This window comes from Roseivirga thermotolerans (assembly GCF_014653175.1).
Lineage (GTDB): Bacteria > Bacteroidota > Bacteroidia > Cytophagales > Cyclobacteriaceae > Roseivirga > Roseivirga thermotolerans.
The window spans coordinates 805,676-827,973 of sequence record NZ_BNAG01000001.1 but is presented as its reverse complement, the minus strand read 5'-3'; the positions used below and the strand labels follow the sequence as shown (position 1 = coordinate 827,973).

Here is a 22,298-nt window from a genome sequence, read left to right as displayed (position 1 = left end):
GACGGTGGAAGAAATTAGAGATTGCCTTATTTGTGGTTCAAACTCGCTGGAAGACCACCAGTCGGTCAAAGACCATTTCGGTACCCAAGAGGTGTTCCAATTGCAGGGTTGCAGGCAGTGCCACACTCTCTTTACCAATCCCAGACCAGAAGAGAATAATATTATAAAATACTATAAATCAGGTAGTTACATATCTCATGGAGACAAAATCAATAGTCTGTTCAATAGATTATACAATCTTATTCAGTCACAAAACTTAAAATACAAGCAACGCATAGTAGAGAAATACTCTTTTAAAGGAAAGCTACTTGACTATGGCTGTGGTGTGGGTTCATTCCTTCAACACATGAGCCAAAAGGGGTGGGAGGTAACAGGAGTAGAACCGGATGAGCAAGCCAGAAAGATTAGCACAAGCAGGGACCTTCCGGTTAAAGAGCTAAATCAAATCGAGGATTGTTTCAATTGTATTTCCCTTTTTCATGTATTAGAACATGTGCATTCACTGAATGAAACCTTGGAGCAACTATGCACTTTGCTCGATAGAAATGGTATCCTGATTCTTGCCCTCCCCAATTATAAAAGCTACGATGCCCAACACTATGAACAATTTTGGGCAGGCTATGACGTACCCAGACATTTGTATCATTTCTCCCAAAAAAGTATTACTCATCTAGCCAAAAAGTTTGGTTTAAATATTGTAGCCACCCACCCGTTGTATTTCGATAGCTACTATGTGAGCTTGTTGAGCGAAAAATATAAAGGAAGCAAGTTCCCCATAGTACCGGCCGCGGTACAAGGATTTATATCCAACCAAAAGGCCAAACGAAACAAAGAATATAGCAGTTTAATCTACATTTTGAGTAAATGAGAGGTATAGTCCTATTTATCATAGCCATTGCAGTTTTTGGGTGTGCCAACGTGAGTACTCCCTCAGGAGGACCAGAAGATCACACACCACCCAAGCTCATTTCCTCCACTCCAACTACCGGGCAAACACAGTTTAAAGGACAAACCATACTTCTAACCTTTGATGAGTGGGTAACTACACAAAACATAGAATCTGATTTAATAATAACCCCCAGAATAACCGGCAGCTTCAGGGCAAGGGTAAAGAAAAACGAGGTAGAGCTTTATTTCTTTGAACCTTTTAAAGACAATACCACATACTCTATCTCTTTTGGTAAGACCATAAAAGACATTACCAACAACAACCCCGTAGACAATCTAAACATCAGTTTCAGCACCGGAGATTATATCGACTCTCTCAGCATAAGTGGAAACATTAAATACCTATACACGCAGGAACCCATGGAAAACGCTCTTGTTTCGCTTTTTCCTTCCTCAGATACCACCAATATATTGAATGGTGTGGCCTCTTATTTTGCACTCACTGATTCCACAGGCAACTACACCTTCAATAATCTGCCCTCAGGTAAATACCGTATATATGCCACCAACGACAAAAACAACAATAATAAGGCAGATTCAAAAAACGAACGATACGGTTTTTTTCCTGACACGCTAAATCTGCAAAGCCCTTTAGAAAATATAAATTTTACGGTCCAAAACCTGAATACCTCCGACCTCCGCAGACTCTCTGCCAGGCACTATGCCAGCTATTTCGATATTACTTTCAGTAAACCTATTACGGACTTCCGCATAGAGAATGACGACAACTTTTACTATCAGCCCCAAGGGCCAGAGAAAATAAGATTCTATCGGTACGAACAGAATTTTAACGATACAGTACCTCTTATATATACCGCAAAAGACTCCATCAACAATACTCTCCGCGATACTGTGAAACTATACTTCACACAGTCAAAACTCGAAAAGACAGCCTTCTCCGTTAACACTGTTCCGGAAAAACCCAATGTAGTAAAAGGCACTCACCTAACTCTTGCGTTTAGCAAACCTATTTTGGAATTGCGTGCTGATAGTCTTATCCTTCAACTAGATTCTACTAGAACCATTCCCCTCAACAGCCAAGATTTTCAATTCAACCCGTACAAGACGGAACTGTATACCAACCTTACTCTAAGTGATTATATGAGTAATACCAACCCCGAATTAAACTTTACAGCAGGCAAAGGGAGTTTCATATCCATAGACCAAGATACCTCCAAACAATACACTCAAACGTTCAAGTTTATACCCGAATCAGAATTGGCATCAATCTCAGGTCAGGTCCTAACAAACAAACCAAACATCATTGTACAGCTCCTAAATGCCACCACACTAAAAATACTTAAGCAGAGCTACAACAAAAATTACAGCTTCACACAATTACCTCCCGGACGATACATGATACGAGTTATTGAAGATGTGAATGGCAACGGACTTTTCGATATTGGTAATTTACTCACCAATACTCCACCTGAACCCGTTCATTTCTATTACGACAATTACTACCAAACCAAAGTAATAGAAGTCCGAAAAAACTGGGCAACAACAGATACTAACATCAACTTTTAGTTGTGAATAACTATGGATAAGTCTGTGGATTCCTCACTCACTATCCCCAACAAGTCGCCAATTAGTACCCAAAAGAGATATCAACAGTCTCCATTCACATAATATCCATAACTCATTCACACCCCTCAGAGTTAATGCTCAATATCCACAAAATGCCTACGTTATCAACAGTTAGCAATAAGATGTTATCTATCAGTAACTTAAAAAAGCTGCTTGTGTGAATAACCATGAACTCATCAACGTTTCATACACCTTTTCATTTCTTCCACATGGATAACTCACTTATCCACTTTTACACAGCCCTAATAGAAATGATAAAAAATTATTTAATATTTAATTTAATATATAAGGCATGTTGAAAGTGTTGATAAACCCCAGACGTTTCGGACTTACCACCCTAGTCGCACTTGGCTTTGCTGCAGCCCTTTTTGCTCAGTCTACCAACCCCATACAATTGGCCGAAGAGTATTTGCAGCAAGGCGAGGTGGAAAAAGCAAAAGCTGAATTTGAAAAGCTGGCTCGTAACCGTCAGATTTTACCGCTTATCCACGATAGCTATTTCAATCTACTCCTTTCCGAAAAGTCTTTCGATGAAGCCGAAAAATACCTCAAGTATGCCATCAGGCAACTGCCCAATGATTTTAACTATGAAGTAGACATGGCGGTACTATATCGGACCATGAAATTAGAAGATCAGGCCGACAAACACCTGGATCAACTAATAGAGGAAATTGCAAAGGACAGCGATGAACGACAAAAACGAAACAATATTCGAATACTCGCACAAATGCTTTTTCAGAAAGATTTTAGAGAAAAAGCCATTAAAACCTATGAAGTAGGCAGAAAGGTATTTGGAGATAGCGACATGTTTGCTCTTGATTTGGCAACGGTATACAGGGTGATGGGTGAGAAAGAGAAAATGATACGAGAGTACCTTCATTTTTCTAAAACTCAACCCACCAGTGTGGGATTTGTGAAAAACTCTCTTCAGCGGTATTTGGAAGAACCTGAAGACATGGATTTGTTGGAAGGAGTACTTTATGAGTTTATTCAGGAAGAAGCAGGAAACCCAGTGTACAATGAATTGTTAATCTGGACCCACCTTCAGCAAAAAAATTTTTCGGCCGCTCTGCGGCAAGCCAGAGCCTTAGACAGAAGATTGGACAATCGTGCCCATAACATTTTGAATGTGGGCATAATTGCCTATGAGAACAAGGACTATAAAAATGCTGCTAAAGCATTTGAGTATATCATTGCCGATTTCCAAGAAAGCCCGAATTTTCGGCTTGCCCAACGCTACTCATTACTTGCAGAAGAAGAAGTTATAAAACAGTCGTATCCTGTAGATACAATGAGAGTACGGCAACTTATTGGTAAGTATCAAAGCTTTAAAGAAGAATCCAAAGACCTCTTTACGGCTCTGGAAGCTCAGCGTAGAATAGCCCTTCTCCAGGCTTTTCAGCTTAATAAAATCGACACAGCAATAGCCACACTTACCGAACTGGTTCAACAACCCATTGGTAAGCATAGAATTTTGGCTGAGGCAAAAATGGATCTGGCCGATATTTATTTACTCGATCAACAGCCATGGGAGTCAATCCTCTTGTATGGTCAGGTAGAGCGAATGTTCAAAGACGAACCCCTTGGCTATATGGCGAAACTAAAAAGTGCCAAGCTATCATACTTCAAAGGAGAATTCGAACTCGCTCAAAGCCATTTAGATATACTCAAGCTAGCCACTTCCAGAGAAATTGCCAACGATGCATTAGATCTCAGCATACTTATTAAAAACAATACCGTTTTTGATTCCACCGATGTGGTGATGCAAGATTATGCCAATGTGGAACTAATGATCTTTCAAAACCAGAGAACGGAAGCTTTGGCAGCTATGGACTCCATGCTGGCTAAATATGACAGGCATTCGATAACCGATGAGGTGTTGATGCTTAAAGCTCAAACGCTTAGACAGTTAGGTGAATTTGAGCAAGCCTTAAATGCCCTCCGACTCATTAATGAAAAATACTCTTACGATATACTAGCCGATGATGCCCTATATCTTACGGGCGTGATTTTAGAAGAAGACCTGAAAAAAAGTGATGAGGCTATGAAAGTGTACAATGACTTGCTCACCAGATTCAAAGGCAGTATCTATGTGGCCGAAGCGAGGAATCGATTTAGAACGCTTCGAGGCGATTTTAACAATTAAGATACCAGAGTGGCATATTCATTCAATAACCTCAGAGTAGGCAAAAAATTCAAATTGACCAATTTTGGGGAGCAATATGAATTTGAAATACTGGAAATAATGGCAGACGGAGACTGTCTGTTGAAGGATATAAATACGCTAGAAAAATACAGGCTTTACACGTTGATAAGCTTTGGAAAAGGGGCTGACTTCAATGTAGAATCTCTCTAATCTTCAATTATTCTTTTATTAATTCTATTTTGTCGTTGGGTTGACTTAAATAAGTTTTGCTATCTTACATACCCTGATTTTTTCAGGTACCCTTCAACCAAACAGTTTATCATTCATGCCAATGAAGCGGCTACATATCGCTATCGTTATTTTTTGCCTTTTATTCTCCATCGATGCCAAGTCTCAAACCGAGCAGCAGATTAAGAATGAACTGGAAAAGCGAGGTATAAATACCTATGAAGAAGTTCAGGCTGAACTGAGAAAACGAGGAATGACCGAAGCCGATGCAAGACGACAAGCCAGACTTTACGGAATCAATTACGATGAATACCTCAAAAAATACATTCTAGCCAAAGCCAATCAGGAAGAAGCCTTAGAACCGGTGACCAGCATAACCTTGGATACGGTTGACTATACTACAGAACTTACCGATGAGGCCAATCAAATTATTCCTCAAGACACGCTTAAAATTAAAGAACCTCAAGGCTTACCCTATTTCGGCTACGATATTTTTACAAATAATCCTTATGCCAACCAGCAAGCCCTGGTGGGAAACATAGATCCTGGCTACATTATAGGTCCGGGCGATGAACTGAGAGTTTATTTATGGGGCGAGGCAGAGTTTCAATTCGAGGGGAAAGTAGATATTAATGGAAACCTGTTTATTCCTAACGTGGGTCAGGTGTTCGTATCTGGAGTTACATACCAGAGTCTCCATGAACGACTAAAGCAATACCTTTCCAGGTTTTATTCCGGTCTGGTGAAATCTCCACCAGCCATATTTCTTGATGTTTCACTCACCAAACTAAGACCCATTCGGGTAATGGTAATGGGCGAATCAAAGAATCCCGGCTCATTAATGATCAACTCATTTGCCACTACACTCAACTCCATTTATGCCTCCGGTGGCATTAAAACCACCGGGTCGTTGAGAGAAGTAAAAGTTTTTAGAAACAATAGGTTCATTTCTACCATAGACCTCTATGACTACCTCATAAAAGGGGCTGTTTCGGAAGATATTCGCCTAATGAGTAACGATGTTATATTCATTCAGAGTAGAATGAATGCCATTTCAATTGAGGGAGAGGTAAATCGTGAAGGAATCTATGAGCTCAAGGGCAATGAAGGACTCATAGACCTAATTGGCTTTGCCGGTGGTTTAAAACCTACAGCCCACACACAGTCCGTAACTATTAAGCGAATAAGGCCTTTGCTAGGCCGTTCAAAAGACAACTCTTTCGATCGGGAAATTATTACGATCAATTATAATGACTTGCTCTTGGAAGGGGTGAATTTCAGGTTGCAGGATGGTGATCAGATACTCTTCGATAAAGTGCTGGATAAGTTTGACAACATGGTAACCATTGCGGGATCCGTATTCAGGCCGGGAGACTATCAGTATACAGAAGGAATGTCTGTGGCAGATCTTATTGGAACGGCTGGTGGGCTCAGACCCAATACCTATTTCGAAAAAGTAGATCTCTTCAGGCGCGATCGTAGCGGAGAACTCAGGTTCCTTTCTTTAAACCTTACTGAGGTGTTAGGCGAAGGCTCACAACCCAACTTCCAGCTTCAACCTGATGACTCGCTGAAAGTATACAACACCCAGGAGCTCAAAACACTGGAAACCGTTTCTATAGAAGGCTTCTTATCCAAACCGAAAACCGTTCTATGGAGAGAGAACCTTTCACTTTATGATCTCATTTTCATGTCTGCCAATGTAGAAGACCTTGAATATAAAAATCGAATTCTTACCAGCCGAGCAGATTTGTTGCGCTATCAGGAAGGAAAGACAGAGTATCAGGTGATACCATTTAATCTTGATGAGGTTTTAGATAAAAAATTCAATGCAGTGTTAAAGCCCAGAGATCGGGTAATTCTGTACAGTCGAGATATCAATGAGGTGCTCGACAGCTACGTTACCATTCGAGGAGCCGTTAAGAACGAAGGTCGCTATGCGCTAACAGACGATATGACGGTTGAAGATCTGATCCTTCAAGCAGGCGGTTTTGTCCGCACGGCATTTAGAGATTCGGTGACGGTGAGCCGCGAAAATTTTGATTTTTCAGGCAATATGATCGCTCAGGTGCGAAGAGTACCCACAAACATGGACTATCTGTTGGGAGCAACTACTAAACCAGACGGATCTTACATTTTACAGCACAACGATAATATTACAGTAGACCTCATTCCGGGTTCTTCGGAGTCCAGAGAAGTAAAGTTGAGTGGTGAGATAAAGTTTCCGGGAAACTACTTTCTGAGAAGTAAAGAAGAAACACTCAAGGAGGTAATCACCCGAGCCGGTGGTATATCACCAAATGCCTATTTGCCCGGTGCAAAGTTCTACAGAGATGGTAAACAACTTGCCCTTTCTATAGATGACCTGATGACCAAACAAAATGAAGCATTCAATATTGTACTTCAACCCAATGATAGTATTTATATTCCAGAGTCGTTTTATACCGTGAAAGTAGAAGGAGAAGTAGCCAACCCATCCCTTCAAAAATACCAGCTCAACCAGGGAGTAAAGGCATATATCAGAAACGCAGGCGGTAGAACAAAGAATGCACACAAGATCTATATAACCTCGTCCAATGGGTTTACCAGAAAAGTGGGCTGGCTGAGCAACCCCAAAGTTCTTGACGGAAGCATCATTACCGTTTCGGCCAAACCACCCAAAAAGGAGAGAGAACCGGGCAAGTTTCTCGAGAATTTCGGAACACTGGCCGCCATTATCAGCTCCACACTTACTACAATTTATCTGGTGGAGCGACTCAACTAACCCCGTCATACCCACAAGTCTGATAAAGAAATTCGGCTTCTTGAGAAAAAATAGTATGCATGCATAACAAATTTTTTCTAACTTCGTAACCCTTCAAGGAGAATATGAAGAGAGAAGAAACAGTAGATCACCATATAAAAACTTGTTGGCACGCGATTTACCGAATGTACAATCAAGAAGCCGCCAAGCATAATAGCACCACATCGCAAGCCTTTGTGGTCTTAAATATTGACCCGGTAAAAGGGACTCCCGCAACTAAAATTGCTCCTCTCATGGGTCTTGAAAGCAGAAGCTTAACGCGCATGCTCAAATCCATGGAAGAGATGGGAGTTATTTACAAGCAGAAGGATCCGGATGACGGACGCTCTGTACGAATTTTTCTTACCGATTTAGGAAAGGAAAAGCGTAGAATTTCAAAGGAAACGGTCATCTGTTTTAATGAAGCCGTAAGGCAATCGATTGCTCCAGAAAAGCTGGAGGCCTTTTTTGAGGTGATTGCCAAGATTAATCAGATCGTAGAATCAAAAAGCATATTTCAATAAAACGCATTCTCAAAAAGAAGAAATACTTTCTTTCAGGATGCTCACACTTAGAAGTAAAACTTATAACTGATGAAAAGAGCTATTAAAAAAGTTGCAGTGCTGGGTTCAGGAGTAATGGGTTCCCGAATAGCCTGTCATTTTGCCAACATTGGGGTTCAAGTGCTCTTATTAGATATCGTTCCGCGAGAATTGTCCGATCAAGAAAAGAAAGACAAAAATGCTCGCAATAAAATTGTGAACGACTCTTTGGCATTTGCCCTTAAATCCAAGCCATCGCCAATCTATGACAAGAAATTTTCGAGCCTTATTAGCACCGGAAATTTCGAAGATGACATGCCAAAGATAAAAGATGTGGATTGGATCATTGAGGTGGTCGTTGAGCGATTGGATGTAAAGCAGACAGTTTTTGAGCAAGTGGAAAAATTCAGAAAACCTGGTACGCTCATTACCTCCAATACCTCAGGAATACCCATGCACATGATGTGCGAAGGGCGAAGCGATGATTTCAAAAAACACTTTTGCGGCACACATTTCTTTAACCCCCCTAGGTATCTCCGTTTGCTCGAAATTATTCCCGGCCCGGAAACGGATAGTGAGGTAATAGACTTTCTAATGCACTATGGCGACTTATATCTGGGCAAAGAAACAGTACTCTGTAAAGACACCCCTGCCTTTATAGCCAACCGTATTGGTATTTACGCCATTATGTCGGCTATGCACACTATTGAGGATATGGGCCTTACGGTTGGCGAAGTAGATCGCATGACCGGCCCTATAATAGGCAGAGCCAAGTCTGCTACCTTCCGTACCATGGATGTTGTTGGTCTTGACACCACAGTAAAAGTAGCCAATAACCTATATAGTGGACTGCCTGCCGATGAATCTAAAGATACATTCAAGCTTCCCAACATAGTAAAAGAAGTTCACGACAGAGGTTGGTTCGGAGATAAATCGGGCCAAGGCTATTTTAAGAAAACTAAGGATAAAGACGGCAATAAAGAAATCCTGGAGCTCGACCTCAAAACTTTTGAATATGGCCCAAGAACGCGGGCGAACTTCAAGGCACTAGAGGCAGTAAAAGAAGAGGAAGATTTGAAGAAACGAATAGTTACACTGGTAAACTTTGATGATAAAGCCGGTGAGTTCTATAGACGAACCTTCTTCGATACTTTCAGATATATCACCTATCGCATTCCTGAAATTTCTGATGAACTCTACCGTATAGATCAGGCCGTATGTGCAGGCTTTGCATGGAAAATGGGTCCTTTCGATACGTGGGATCTACTCGGCACCAAAAAGGTTCTTGAGCAAATGGAGGCCATGGACATGAAACCGGCCTCTTGGGTATATGAAATGATTGAGGCAGGTAACGACTCCTTCTACAAGATTGAAAATGGGATCAAGAAGTATTATGACATTCCATCTAAGTCTTACAAAACTATTCCAGGTACAGAAGACCTCGTTATTCTCGAAAACATTAGGGAAACCCACAAGGTATGGGGCAATGCTGGTGCATCGCTATTCGATATAGGAGACGGGGTTTTATGCCTCGAATTCCACACCAAAATGAACGCCATTGGCCAAGAAGTTATAGAAGGAATCGAAACGGCAATTTCAATGGCCGAAAAAGAGTATAAAGGTCTGGTCATAGGAAATGAAGGCGATAATTTCTCTGCCGGAGCCAATCTGGCCATGCTCTTTATGTTTGCTGGCGATCAGGAGTTTGATGAAGTGAACCTGATGGTTGCTCAGTTCCAAAACACCATGAAGAGAGCTAAGTTCTCTTCTGTTCCTGTGGTTGCCGCCCCTGCCGGCCTTACCCTTGGAGGAGGCTGCGAGCTTTCTTTGCATTGTGATGCAATTCAGGCACATGCTGAAACTTATATTGGCTTGGTTGAAGTGGGAGTTGGCCTTATTCCTGGTGGTGGAGGTACAAAGGAGCTAACCCTTCGCGTGTCCGATTCGCTTAAAGACGGAGACCCCGAGCTGAATCGACTGCAAGAGGCATTCATGAACATTGCCACAGCCAAAGTAGCCACATCGGCTCACGAGGCTCTGGCCATGAATATACTTCGTCCGCAAGATGGAATCACCATCAATCGATCGCGCTTGCTCACCGATGCAAAAGCAAAAGTGCTTGAGCTGCACGCAGCGGGCTATACCCAGCCGGTTGAGCGTAAAGACATTAAAGTACATGGAAGGGTAGGGCTTGCTCTTTTCGAAGCAGGAATCAATGGCATGTTGCTGGGAAATTATATTTCAGAACACGATGCTAAGATTGCCAAAAAACTAGCCTGGATAATGTGTGGCGGTGACCTTACCTCTCCTCAAGAAGTATCGGAACAATACCTGCTCGATTTGGAGCGGCAAATGTTTGTCGAATTGACGGCCGAGCCAAAGACCCTGGAAAGAATTCATAGTATTTTATTCAAAGGTAAACCGTTACGCAATTAGGCTTCAGTATTCAAACATCAGATAAAGAGCTATGCAAAATTTCAAAGAGTTAAGAGTTTGGCAGAGAACAAGGGTGCTTGTAAAGCAGGTGTACTTGTTGACTACTGAATGGCCTAATTCTGAGAAATACAATTTGCGTTCTCAAATGGAGTGTAGTGCTGTTTCAGGTATGTCTTCAATAGCTGTAGGTTCTGGTAGAGGATCAGATATTGATTTTGCCAGATTTCTAAATATGTCGTTAGGTTCAGCCCATAGGACTGAAAGTCAACAGATCGTTTTATGCGATTTAGGCAATTCGTCTGAAGATACTTTAGGTCAATTCACTTCTGAACTATCTGAGATAGTAAGAATGATTGTTCCATTAATTAAAAAACTAAGAAACAACTAGTTGGACATCTAAATGTCCGACATCTTAAATCTAAAAATATGGATGCTTATATAGTTGCAGGATATAGAACAGCAGTAGGTCGTGGTAAGCGAAGCGTTTTAAAGAGCGTTCGCCCCGATGATATGGCTGCAGATGTGATTAAGCACTTGGTCTCGCAAATTAAAGACTTCGATGCCACCCGGGTCGATGATTTAATAGTGGGTAATGCCGTGCCCGAAGCAGAACAGGGTATGCAAATGGGGAGGATGATTTCCTTACTTGCCTTACCCATTCAGGTTCCGGGTATGGTTGTAAACCGTTACTGTGGTTCAGGTTTAGAAGCTATTGCTTTGGCATCGGCCAGAATACACTCAGGTACTGCCGATTGTATTATTGCCGGAGGCACTGAGTCTATGAGTATGGTGCCAGTAATGGGTTATAAAACAGCCCTTAATTACAAGCTGGCCACCGAGTATCAAGACTACTACCTCAGTATGGGGCTTACGGCAGAGCAAGTAGCAAAAGAGTACAAGATAAGTCGCGATGAAGCCGACCAGTTTGCTCTAGAGTCACATCAAAAAGCCATTGCAGCCCAGCAGGCCGGTAAGTTTACTGATGAAATTGTACCCATTAAAGTGACCGAAAAGTTTGTAGATGGATCGGGAAAAATGGCTGAGAAAACGTACACGGTAGATGAAGATGAGGGGCCACGAGCCGATACTTCTCTGGATGTACTGGGAGGTTTAAAACCCGTTTTCGCGCAAGGAGGCCAGGTAACAGCCGGAAACTCCTCCCCGGTGTCTGATGGAGCATCGTTTGTGATGGTAATGTCTGAGCGAATGGTTAAAGAACTGAACTTGGAGCCCATAGCTCGAATGGTCAGCTACACAGCCGTAGGAGTACATCCCCGTATTATGGGAATTGGTCCTGTTGAGGCGGTGCCGAAAGCACTAAAGCAAGCAGGGTTGAAGCAGTCAGACCTTGACCTAATCGAACTAAACGAAGCTTTCGCAGCGCAGTCATTGGCAGTAATAAAAGAACTAGACCTAGACCGAAGTAAGCTAAACGTAAATGGTGGTGCAATAGCTCTGGGTCATCCGTTGGGCTGCTCTGGTGCCAAGTTGTCCGTTCAGCTCTTTAACGAAATGAGGAGAAGAGGCAATGCCAAATACGGTATGGTTACCGCTTGTGTTGGTGGTGGCCAGGGTGTGGCAGGGATTTATGAATTCTTGAATTAGTAACTAGTACTGGGTAGCTGGTATTGAGACTAGTTCATCAAAAACAATAACACTATGCACAACTACAGAGAATTAAAGGTTTGGCAGCAGTCAGTAGACTTTCCAGTTGAAGTTTACAAACAGACAAAGGCATTGCCTCCAGAGGAAAAATACGGATTGACCTCTCAAATAAGAAGAAGCGCTGTTTCCATCGCTTCCAATATTGCGGAGGGAGCTGGGCGAATGGGGAATTCAATCAGTTTCATGGGATAGCTTATGGCTCTTCTTGTGAACTGGATACTCAGTTAATTATCTCTAACAAGTTGAATTTTATAAAAGATCAAACATTTGAGGAATTGGAAACAGGTTATCTCGGTTTGCAGCGAATGATTTATAGTCTGAAGAAATCAATTCGGTAGTCGAATCTGTCTCAATACTCAATACTATGTACTAAAATACCTACCAAAATGTCAGTCGCAGTAGATAAGAAATCGATTAAGGGCGGTGAGTTCATCGTCAGAGAAACAGAAGCAAACGAAGTCTTTATTCCGGAAGAGTTTTCTGAGGAACAGAAGATGATGGCGCAAGCATGCCAGGACTTTATAGATACTGAAATTTCACCCAAGGCCGATGAAATAGACTCCATGAAAGACCCGGATTTGGTACCAGGCATCTTCAAAAAAGCTGGAGATCTTGGTCTTTTGGGAATTTCGGTACCAGAACAGTATAACGGCATGGGTATGAGCTTCAACACCTCCATGCTCATTGCCGATATTATTGGAGCGGCCGGTTCATTTTCCACCACATACGGGGCTCATACAGGTATAGGCACTCTGCCTATTCTTTACTATGGAAACGAAGAGCAAAAGAAGAAATATCTGCCAAAATTGGCTACCGGTGAATGGGCTGCCTGCTATTGCTTGACAGAACCCGATGCAGGTTCTGATGCGAACAGCGGTAAAACCAAAGCTGTACTTTCTGAAGACGGAAGTCACTACAACATTACCGGACAGAAGATGTGGATCTCCAATGCCGGTTTTGCAGATATTTTTATCGTGTTTGCTAAGATTGAAGACGACAAGAATCTCACCGCATTTATTGTCGAAAAGAGTTTTGGCGGAATCACCATGAACGAAGAGGAGAAAAAGCTTGGTATCAAAGGTTCTTCCACACGCCAGGTATTTTTCAACGATTGTCCTGTTCCCGTAGAAAACATGCTCTCTGAGCGAGGCAACGGTTTCAAGATTGCTGTTAATATTTTGAACATTGGCCGTGTAAAACTAGGAGCCGGAGTATTGGGGGGTTGCCGAACGGTTATATCTCAGGCCACCAATTATGCCAATGAGCGCAAGCAATTTGGGGTTTCTATATCCAGCTTTGGCGCCATTAAAGGTAAGCTGGCCGAAATGGCCACCAAAACTTATGTAGCAGAGTCTTTGTGCTACCGTGCCGGACAAAACATTGAAGACAAAATCAACGATCTGGTTGCTGGTGGCATGGACGATGCAAAAGCCAAACTAAAAGGAGTGGAGCAGTTTGCCATTGAATGTGCAATAGCAAAAATCCATGGCTCGGAAGTGTTAGACTATGTGGTGGATCAAGGTGTGCAGATATATGGCGGAATGGGCTACTCGGCCGATGCCCCCATGGAGAGGGCTTATCGTGACGCTCGTATTGCCCGGATCTATGAAGGAACCAACGAGATCAACCGAATGCTTATGGTAGGCATGTTGTTGAAGCGCGCAATGAAGGGCGAGGTAGATATTTATGGGCCAGCAATGGACGTTTCTAAGGAACTGACCTCTGTGCCTACATTCTCCACCATCGATAAATCAGTACTTTTTGCCGGTGAAAAAGAAGTGATTAAGAACTTGAAAAAGGTATTCTTGATGGTAGGTGGAAAAGCTGCTATGGCACTGCAAGACAAGATTGAAGACGAGCAGGAGGTAATGATGAACCTTGCCGATATTTTGATTGAGGTTTACGCTTGCGAGTCGGCTATGTTAAGAACTGAAAAGCTGGTGAGCCAAAAAGGTGAGGAAGCATGTACGGATCAGATTGCCATGACGCAGATCTATATGGCTGGTGCTGTTGATAGAGTAATAGCAGCTGCTAAAGAAGCCATAGGCTCATTCACCAAAGGCGATGAGCAAAAAGTAATGCTAATGGGTCTTAAGCGATTCACTAAAATGGACTTGGTGAACGTTAAAGAGCTCCGCAGACAAGTAGCCAATACCATGATCGCCAAAGGTAAGTATCCTTACTTTTTTGGATAGTAAATACAAGCTTAGAACGTCATTCCCGTGAAAACGGGAGTCTAATAAGTCTTAGAAATCAGTTAAAACTCAAGCCAACTTTCTCTTGCGAGAGAGAGTTGGCTTTTTTCTTTTCCTATGTTTCATCGGTATATATTTAAGAAATAACAGAGTGACATAATTAAGAAGTTTGGTAATGTTGGGGCTTGGAAAAATAGAGACAAGCGAGCCCCATATAAACCGTTGCTGATTCTTTATGCCTTACACAACTTCAAAAGGGTGATAAATCCATTAGTTTTTCTGATTCGGAGGAGGAATTAAAGGAATTATTGTTAGTTATGGAACCTCATCTAAACCTAGACTAGAGTATCCATTTATTCGGCTTCAAAATGATGGTATTTGGTGTCTGGACAAACCCGAATTGTTAAAATAAATCTTCGGATACTCGGAGACCATTTTTAATAGAGAAAGTATATCTGCGGGTTTTGACATTGTTTCCTGGAGTTTTTGAAAAATGTCCAGAATCTATTTTTAAGATTGCCAATCAGGTAGTAGAAGAGTTCTTTCCAGAGCCACTGCAAGAATAAATTCTTAACACAATTAATTGGTTTATAAGAAATTAATCAAACTGTGAGTAGACGGAAAAAAAGAGACCCGGCTTTTAGAGATAAAGTATTGATTGCATACGAATATCAGTGTACAGTCTGTGGATTTAATCTGAGGTTAGGGTATCAACCTTTGGCACTGGAAGCGGGTCATATTAAAAGGCATTAAGCTGGAGGTCCAGACATTGAGAGAAATTGTTTCGCAATGTGCTAGCTTCATTATAAGCTATTTGATCTAGGAGCATTCACCATAAATGACTATCATCAATTAATAGTGTCAGATAGAGTGAATGGTACAACTGGAAAAGTTGAATGGCTACTGGCCTTTCATAAAAAAGAAATTAGAAGACCTCAGTCCAATCTTTATAATCCAAGTGATTCCTTTGTTCAGTGACATTAAGAAGAGGTTTTTAAGGGATATGGGCGAGAATTACACTGGCATTATGAGGAATAACATGGGTAACACTTGGGTTTTTCCATACTCGTTCTTTCTTCTTTTCCACATGAGTGACAAAAATTTTCAGGGTAATCCACATTGGCATAACTTGCCCATGTCCGAAAACAATTGTAGCAATAAGGCTTATTAGTATTTAATTCGATCTGTTCTTTGCACCTAATGCAGTAACCATCATTAACCGGACTATGTCTGTCTTTAACTTTTTGAACATTGTATTGGTGTTCAGACATTTGTCTTTTGGGCTTTGGAGACTGATCAAATGTTACGAATTTTTCTTTATCCAAAAACTCGAAAATATTATGCCTTTCTAGTCTTTTGTTGTTTATCAAGTCTTCTATTATATCCCATTCAACGGCAGAGCCAACATAGTCCTTTGCCAAGCCAAGTAACTTCTTCTTGTAGTTTGGTCTCCTAGCAAAAACGGCATAGCCATCTTTGAGTATTTTAATACTATAATCAAATGCCGCTAAGTCAAATTTATCACCATTCCCTAATAGACTAGCTTCTCCTAAAACGCCAAATTCAATATTGTTTTTGAAAGAGGAATCCAGAAGATTTATGCTGGTTACAAGACCAATTTTTTCATTAGAGTAGTATTTGGCGTGCAGGTTAGGAATGTAAACAATGCCGATATTTGGAAAGTCTTTAAAGAACTCGAAGTCTTCATAATTTAGGCTTCTTGAAACATTTTCTTCATTCTTACCGAAGCCAATAATTATTTCTATTTCTGAGTTGCTCCTATGTTTTTCAAAGAGCTTTTTGAAGTGACTATCAAGTCTTATGTATGGAGAAATTATTAATAGTCTTGATTTTGCATTGTAAATGATTTCATCGACTGCTTCTACAAGTTCTTTGCCTGCTATAAACTTTGCCATGTTTATCGAAATTTATGCAGGGCAATAAACAACTTTCAATTGAAATTTGAAATGGACTTTTTCTTATACTACCCCCCCCCTCCCAAACGGGGCAAAGGCTAAACCTGCGAGCTTAAAGTGCTGTAGGCCGAAGGGAATACCAATAATGGTGATGCAGAAGACAAGACCCCAAAAGAGGTGAGTGAGGAATATCCAAAAGCCTCCAAATATTATCCAGATAATGTTGAGTGGCAGAAAGAGACATCCGCCAGTAGCTGAGCCGGGCTTTACTTCCTGACCAAAAGGCGCAAAGCCGAGAATGGCCAGTTTAAAACACTGAATGCCAAAAGGAATACCCACAATGGTCATGCAAAGAGCAATACCTCCAATGATATACTCCAGTGCAATCATCCAGCCGCCAAATATTATCCAAATGATGTTAGCAAGTAAACGCATTGTATGTTAACGATGAGTTGGTTCTTAATGGTACAAGTTATCTGTTATCAGGGAATAGTCAGTGACCTGATACCTGATCACCGGTAGCTGTTAACTAACCTCCTTAAATGAGATTACGCGGTTATTTTCCCTATCCAACTCAAATACAGCAGACATGTCTTCTCCATTTATTCTGTATTCATGAAAGTAGATAATGGGTTGGTTTTCAAAATCAATGCTGTAGATCGAAAGATTAAACTGGCCCAGCAGTTTTCCTAGTGTTTCAATGGCCAACTCCTCTTTGGCCAATACTAGCTGGTAAGATTCTGAATATGACTTTCGTTTTCGCCTTAATTCACCTTCGGCAGAAGCTCTAAGCTTCAGGTAGTCATCTAACCGGTCTATCTGGAAAGGCTGAGTAAAAGCGGATATACTCTCAACCTTATCAGATAAGTTGGTCAAATGCAACTGCTTTACTCTTTGACGGGTAGTATCTTGCAATACTAGCAATGCGGTTTGAACCGTTTGCTGGTTGTTTAAAAATGCTGCATCAACCTTGTAAAATCTGAGTGGCACATACGATTGGCTGTCATCTTTATATTCATAGAAAAAAGCTCTAATCTGCGCTTCCCATTTTTCTTCGGCTGTTCGATTGTCGCAAGACAAAAGGGCAAAAGAGGCAATGGCGCCAAGTAGCAGGCTATTCTTAATAAGTGTTTTCATGACCTTTTTTTATGGATTGAGTTCTCTAAAATAAACCAGCTCTGGTTAGAAATCTTGTTTTTAACATTATTTGGGCAATGTTGAAAATCGACTTCAGAAAACCTTTTTGGGCATGTAGTTAATGCCCCAGCAAGGTTGAGGCAATCTCTTGTTTTTGCATATCAGGTCCGGCTATAAAAGCCTTCAGGCTTTCACCACCTCCAGCTTCAAAGTATTTAATGAGTATAGGGTGATATCCTGCTTTAAGCGCAATTTCGCCCGAGCGTTCTTGTGCGCCATGCAAACCATCGTTGTTCACCACCACTTGGTCGCCAATAGAAAGTATACTTCCATCGTCAGATGAAGTATAAAATGTATAAACCCCGTCTTGTGGTACATTAATGAAGCCCTGCATTATCAGCCCGAACTGCGTGGGTATTTCGGCAGGCAAACCTATGGTTTCGGCCACATAGCTTATGGTAGAGCTCCCCTTTACCTGACTAGTTCTTTGAAAGCTTCCTTCTATAAGCTCCGCTTGTAAGCCGCGGTCTACTTTTAGCGGCTTTACTGCCTCCCGGAGTTGGGCCTTTTTATAATTTCCACTAACCACGGCACTTTTTCTACCTTCTGCCGTTACCGTTACGGCTTTTACTTCTATGGCTTCATTGGTCAGATTCAACATAATGGGCTTTTTGTACTCCAATGCGTTTTCATCGGGCTCTGAGCCATCGAGAGTATAATAAATAGTGGCCTCTTCATAGGGAGCGTTTAAGCGAATTTCTAATTCATTGGAGAGTGTAAGGCCCTGTTTTAATCCCTGGGGAGCACTAATGTGATAGTTTACATTTCGGGCATCGAGCAGCTTGTATTGATGGCTCATTTTTTTCTGAAAGTGATCCCAGTCTTTATTGGAAGGGTTTGTCCAGACCACCTCTGCCAGAGCTATTGCACGCGGGTACACCATATATTCTACATGGTCAGAGGTTTTCATATACTCTGTCCACACATTGGCTTGCGCTCCCAACACATATTGATGATGCGCCTCATCTAGTGCAGCCGGAACAGGCTCATAATGATAAACACTTTCCAGGGTAGTGTAACCCCCAATAGCCAAAGGCTCGGTGGAAGGTTCGGCCTGATAATGGTCGAAATACATATCCGCATTAGGGCTCATCACTACATAATGCTCTGCTTCGGCAGCTTCAATGCCTCCGGCTTCTCCTCGCCAAGACATCACTGCTGCACCAGGAGCAAGCCCGCCTTCTAAAATTTCATCCCAACCAATAAGCTGCCGTCCATTGGCGTTCAGAAATTTTTCAATGCGCTGAATGAAATAGCTTTGTAACTCATACTCATCTTTCAGGCCTTCGCGCCTAATCACATTCTGAGCCACTTTACTCTTTTTCCATACGGTTTTGGGTGCTTCATCGCCCCCTACATGAATGTACTTTCCGGGGAAAAGCTCCATCACCTCGGTGAGCACATTCTCTAAAAACTCGAAAGTGAGTTCACTAGGACAGTAAATGTCGTCATAAACACCCCATTTGGTGCCCACTTCGTATGGTCCGGGTCCGCAGCCCAGTTCGGGATAGGCGGCCAGAGCGGCCAGCGAGTGCCCGGGCATTTCTATTTCAGGCACAATGGTTACTTGTCTTTCTTTGGCATAGGCCACCACCTCTTTAATCTCTTCTTGTGTGTAGAATCCCCCGTAGGGCTTACCATCTCCCACATACGGATCAAAGTTTTTTTCCAAGATGGTTTCTTTACGTTGGCTTCCTATTTCGGTGAGTTTGGGATACTTTTTTATTTCTATACGCCATCCCTGATCTTCTGTGAGGTGCCAGTGAAATGTGTTGAATTTGTATAGAGCCATCAGGTCTATATACTTTTTGATAAAATCAACCGGAAAAAAGTGGCGACCTACATCTAAATGGAGTCCTCTCCAGGCAAACCGAGGCTCATCTTTTATCTCCATATAGGGAAGCGTGGCAATTTGCTTTCCGGGAGGAAGCAACTGAATAACACTTTGTACGCCATAGAAAAACCCTTTTTCATGGCTTGCTCTTACATGAATGCCGGTGGCATTTACAGAAAGCTCGTAGGCCTCATCGGCTAAGCCATCGGTTTCTTCAAATCTAATTTCGGCCATGTCTCGCTTGGTTTCCTGACACTCCCAGTTAGCGGCTTTCATAAAATCCGAAAGAAAACGGAGTGCTCCCTGCGCTTTGGGGCTTGATGTATGCAAGTTAGGCTGGCTGTTGAGCGTAAAATGCTTGTTCATGGCCACCTCCATATGCTGAGGTTGAGGAACAATGGCAGGTTCGATAACCTGAGGTTTGGGAGTATTGCAGCTAAAAATGAGTAGGGCTAAGGCAAAAAGCGATAAAAATTTTTTCATGGGGGAATTTAGTCAGAAGCCGGAATAAATGAAACGTTTGACAATTGGTGGCCGGGAAAAGGAAGGTTTTAATAAATTGACAAAAATTTTTTCCATGACTGACAGACGCAAATTTCTAAAATCGACCATTTTTGGTGGTTTAGCCGTAAGTACCTCCAGTGTTTCAGGGTTGGCCTGTAGCACTAAACCAAGCCCCAAAAAGCCAATTGTAATTTCTACCTGGAACCACGGCAAAGAAGCCAATGCGGCTGCCTGGGAAGTATTGAGCAATAAGGGGAGGGCGCTGGATGCCGTGGAAAAAGGAGTTATGGTAACCGAGGCCGACCCGGATAATGCAACTGTAGGAATTGGTGGCTTTCCTGATAGAGACGGCAATGTGACATTAGATGCCTGCATTATGGATGAAAACGATAATTGTGGTTCGGTAGCGTTTCTGCAGAACTTTAAGCACCCAATATCGGTAGCTCGAAAAGTAATGGAAGAAACGCCCCATGTTATGCTGGTGGGAGAAGGTGCCAAGCGTTTTGCACTATCTCAGGGCTTTGAAGAAGAAAACCTCTTAACACCCAAAGCCGAGGCCGCCTGGAAGAAGTGGTTGGAAAACCAGGAGTATCAGCCAGAAATTAATATCGAAAACCATGATACCATTGGCATGGTAGCACTAGATGAAAACGGCCATCTTTCCGGAGCTTGTACTACCAGTGGAGCCGCCTGGAAAATGCATGGCCGGGTGGGAGACTCGCCAATTATTGGAGCAGGGCTTTTTGTAGATAATGAGGTGGGCGCTGCCACTGCTACCGGACTCGGTGAGTTTGTTATAAAAATATGTGGAGCACATATGATTGTAGAGCTCATGCGGCAAGGATATTCACCACAAGAAGCCTGTGAGCAGGCGGTAAACCGAATTGTAAAAAAATACCCTAACGACTACAAAAACCTTCAGGTTGGGTTTCTAGCGCTTAATAAGAATGGAGAGTACGGTGCTTATTCAATTCACAAAGGCTTCAACTTTGCCGTTAGGGCTCATGATCAAGACGACCTCATTGATGCTGGCCATTACAGCGGCTAGGTTTTTATCATGGGTTGAACTTTGCCATATGTAAGCGAGCGCCAGAGCCATTCAAGTGGGCCAAAGCGGAAGTAGCTGAGCCAAATGGCAGAGAAAAATAGAATAATTACCCATATGCCCAGAACAAGCACGGCCAGCAATGAGCGATCTATGTCTCCAAACAAAGAGAGGCCGTGCCCATAAAAGATAAATGAGCAAATGATGGACATTAATATGTAGTTGGTTAAAGACATGCGGCCAACTTCTGCGAGTCTGCGGGCTATAAAACCCCGGGTAGAAGATTTGCACAGCAGCATAATGAGCCCAATGTAACCCAATGCCATCAGTATGCTGCCCCAGTAGTTGAGCTGAGAAATGAAGAAGTAGCTAAGCCTAAAATCCCAGTCGAAGTTGAAGTGAAACATGGCTCCTACCACAACCAGAGGTAGACCCAGGCCAAAGCCATAACCAATAAGTTTGTAATAATAGCTCGAAGATTGCTTGGCCTTGAACACTTTTCTTCGGTAGAGGGCCATGCCCAATAGAATCATGCCGCTATATTTCCAAAAATCGCGGAACACAAACCGAGAAGTTTGCACCTTAAAAGCCTGAGGTGCACGATAAAGAATTTGGCGTTCCCAAGGGCTGGTATAATAGTCTATCTCTTCTGAAATAGTCGTGGCCGATGGCTCCCATATTTCTTCTTTGGCTGCTTCATATTCTCCGGGTTCCCACACGGGTACGGAGTAGCCAATAATTAGGCTAATAACTGAGCCAATAACCAGAAAGATAACACCTGCCCTCAATTGTGTGGCCGATTTTTTCCTTCGAAAAATAAACATGAGCAGGCCGCAAATGGCCAGTGTAAACAGAATGTCTCCATACCAGAGCAGGTAAGCATGCAATAGACCCAATACACCAAGGTAAATGAAACGCCTGTTTTGCAGATCGGTAGACCTTAAGTTTTCACGTTGAGCTTTTTGGGAAAGCATAACCATACTGGCTCCAAAAAGCATGGCGAAAATGGCCTGAAACTTTTGGTTGGCAAACACATAGCTGGCAATCCACACATACAAATCGTTGTTTTGTAAGCTCTCGTAAATACTGGGGTTAATGTATGCCGCCATAGGCATAGCAAAACTCTGAATGCTCATAGTGAGCATGCCCAGTACGGCTACTCCACGAAGAATGTCGATAGAGGCATACCTGTTTTGGGGCGTTGTTGGTGATAAGATATATGCTGCGTTTGCCACGAAAACGAAAAATATACAATTGAATTGAAACGGAAAAG

The 22,298-nt window shown here is 42.3% G+C and carries 16 protein-coding genes and 2 pseudogenes; 13 read left to right on the top strand and 5 right to left on the bottom strand.

Annotation, left to right across the window (positions count from 1 at the left end; genetic code table 11):
* Positions 1-4: 4 nt before the first annotated feature.
* The 12 genes and pseudogenes from IE164_RS03550 to IE164_RS18625 all read left to right on the top strand — a co-directional run bounded on the left by IE164_RS03550 (position 5) and on the right by IE164_RS18625 (position 15,507).
* On the top strand, positions 5-868 hold the full coding sequence (locus IE164_RS03550) for a class I SAM-dependent methyltransferase (RefSeq protein WP_189628799.1): 864 nt from the start codon (positions 5-7) through the stop codon (positions 866-868).
* Complete coding sequence (locus tag IE164_RS03545) at positions 865-2,475, top strand: Ig-like domain-containing protein (protein WP_189628798.1); 1,611 nt, start codon at positions 865-867, stop codon at positions 2,473-2,475. Before IE164_RS03550 ends, IE164_RS03545 begins: the two co-directional genes overlap by 4 nt.
* 352 nt (positions 2,476-2,827) lie before the next feature.
* Entirely contained in the window at positions 2,828-4,681 is a 1,854-nt protein-coding gene (locus IE164_RS03540; RefSeq protein ID WP_189628797.1) for a tetratricopeptide repeat protein, read from the top strand.
* Between the two features lie 9 nt (positions 4,682-4,690).
* On the top strand, positions 4,691-4,891 hold the full coding sequence (locus IE164_RS03535) for a hypothetical protein (RefSeq protein WP_189628796.1): 201 nt from the start codon (positions 4,691-4,693) through the stop codon (positions 4,889-4,891).
* Between the two features lie 121 nt (positions 4,892-5,012).
* On the top strand, positions 5,013-7,673 hold the full coding sequence (locus tag IE164_RS03530) for an SLBB domain-containing protein (RefSeq protein ID WP_189628795.1): 2,661 nt from the start codon (positions 5,013-5,015) through the stop codon (positions 7,671-7,673).
* Between the two features lie 104 nt (positions 7,674-7,777).
* Positions 7,778-8,215 carry a MarR family winged helix-turn-helix transcriptional regulator gene (locus IE164_RS03525; RefSeq protein WP_189628794.1) on the top strand — a complete coding sequence of 146 codons (438 nt, stop codon included), beginning with the start codon at positions 7,778-7,780 and terminating at the stop codon, positions 8,213-8,215.
* Positions 8,216-8,284: 69 nt separating this feature from the next.
* Complete coding sequence (locus IE164_RS03520) at positions 8,285-10,669, top strand: 3-hydroxyacyl-CoA dehydrogenase/enoyl-CoA hydratase family protein (RefSeq protein ID WP_189628793.1); 2,385 nt, start codon at positions 8,285-8,287, stop codon at positions 10,667-10,669.
* Positions 10,670-10,700: 31 nt separating this feature from the next.
* Complete coding sequence (locus IE164_RS03515; protein ID WP_189628792.1) at positions 10,701-11,057, top strand: four helix bundle protein; 357 nt, start codon at positions 10,701-10,703, stop codon at positions 11,055-11,057.
* A 38-nt stretch (positions 11,058-11,095) separates the two neighbouring features.
* Positions 11,096-12,274, top strand: a complete 1,179-nt coding sequence (locus IE164_RS03510) for an acetyl-CoA C-acyltransferase (protein ID WP_189628791.1) — start codon at positions 11,096-11,098, stop codon at positions 12,272-12,274.
* Positions 12,275-12,328: 54 nt separating this feature from the next.
* Positions 12,329-12,672: pseudogene (locus IE164_RS18630) on the top strand (four helix bundle protein).
* A 48-nt stretch (positions 12,673-12,720) separates the two neighbouring features.
* Complete coding sequence (locus tag IE164_RS03500; RefSeq protein WP_189628790.1) at positions 12,721-14,529, top strand: acyl-CoA dehydrogenase FadE; 1,809 nt, start codon at positions 12,721-12,723, stop codon at positions 14,527-14,529.
* Positions 14,530-14,685: 156 nt separating this feature from the next.
* A pseudogene (locus IE164_RS18625) lies at positions 14,686-15,507 on the top strand (phosphorothioated DNA-binding restriction endonuclease).
* 47 nt (positions 15,508-15,554) lie between these two features.
* Here IE164_RS18625 and IE164_RS03495 read toward each other — a convergent pair.
* The 4 genes from IE164_RS03495 to IE164_RS03480 form a co-directional block, all read right to left on the bottom strand.
* Entirely contained in the window at positions 15,555-16,445 is an 891-nt protein-coding gene (locus IE164_RS03495) for a phospholipase D family protein (protein ID WP_189628789.1), read from the bottom strand.
* Positions 16,446-16,508: 63 nt separating this feature from the next.
* On the bottom strand, positions 16,509-16,880 hold the full coding sequence (locus IE164_RS03490; RefSeq protein ID WP_189628788.1) for a YccF domain-containing protein: 372 nt from the start codon (positions 16,878-16,880) through the stop codon (positions 16,509-16,511).
* A gap of 90 nt (positions 16,881-16,970) precedes the next feature.
* Complete coding sequence (locus IE164_RS03485; protein WP_189628787.1) at positions 16,971-17,582, bottom strand: hypothetical protein; 612 nt, start codon at positions 17,580-17,582, stop codon at positions 16,971-16,973.
* Between the two features lie 118 nt (positions 17,583-17,700).
* Positions 17,701-19,959, bottom strand: a complete 2,259-nt coding sequence (locus IE164_RS03480) for a family 20 glycosylhydrolase (protein WP_189628786.1) — start codon at positions 19,957-19,959, stop codon at positions 17,701-17,703.
* Between the two features lie 94 nt (positions 19,960-20,053).
* On the opposite strand from IE164_RS03480, the gene IE164_RS03475 reads away from it, so the two are divergent.
* Positions 20,054-21,028 (top strand): isoaspartyl peptidase/L-asparaginase family protein, encoded by a 975-nt coding sequence (locus IE164_RS03475; RefSeq protein ID WP_189628785.1) that lies wholly within the window; start codon positions 20,054-20,056, stop codon positions 21,026-21,028.
* On the opposite strand, the gene IE164_RS03470 is transcribed toward IE164_RS03475, so the two are convergent.
* A complete protein-coding gene (locus IE164_RS03470) occupies positions 21,025-22,260 on the bottom strand; it encodes a DUF418 domain-containing protein (protein ID WP_189628784.1) in 1,236 nt (411 codons plus the stop codon). The genes IE164_RS03475 and IE164_RS03470 overlap by 4 nt on opposite strands.
* Positions 22,261-22,298: the final 38 nt, after the last annotated feature.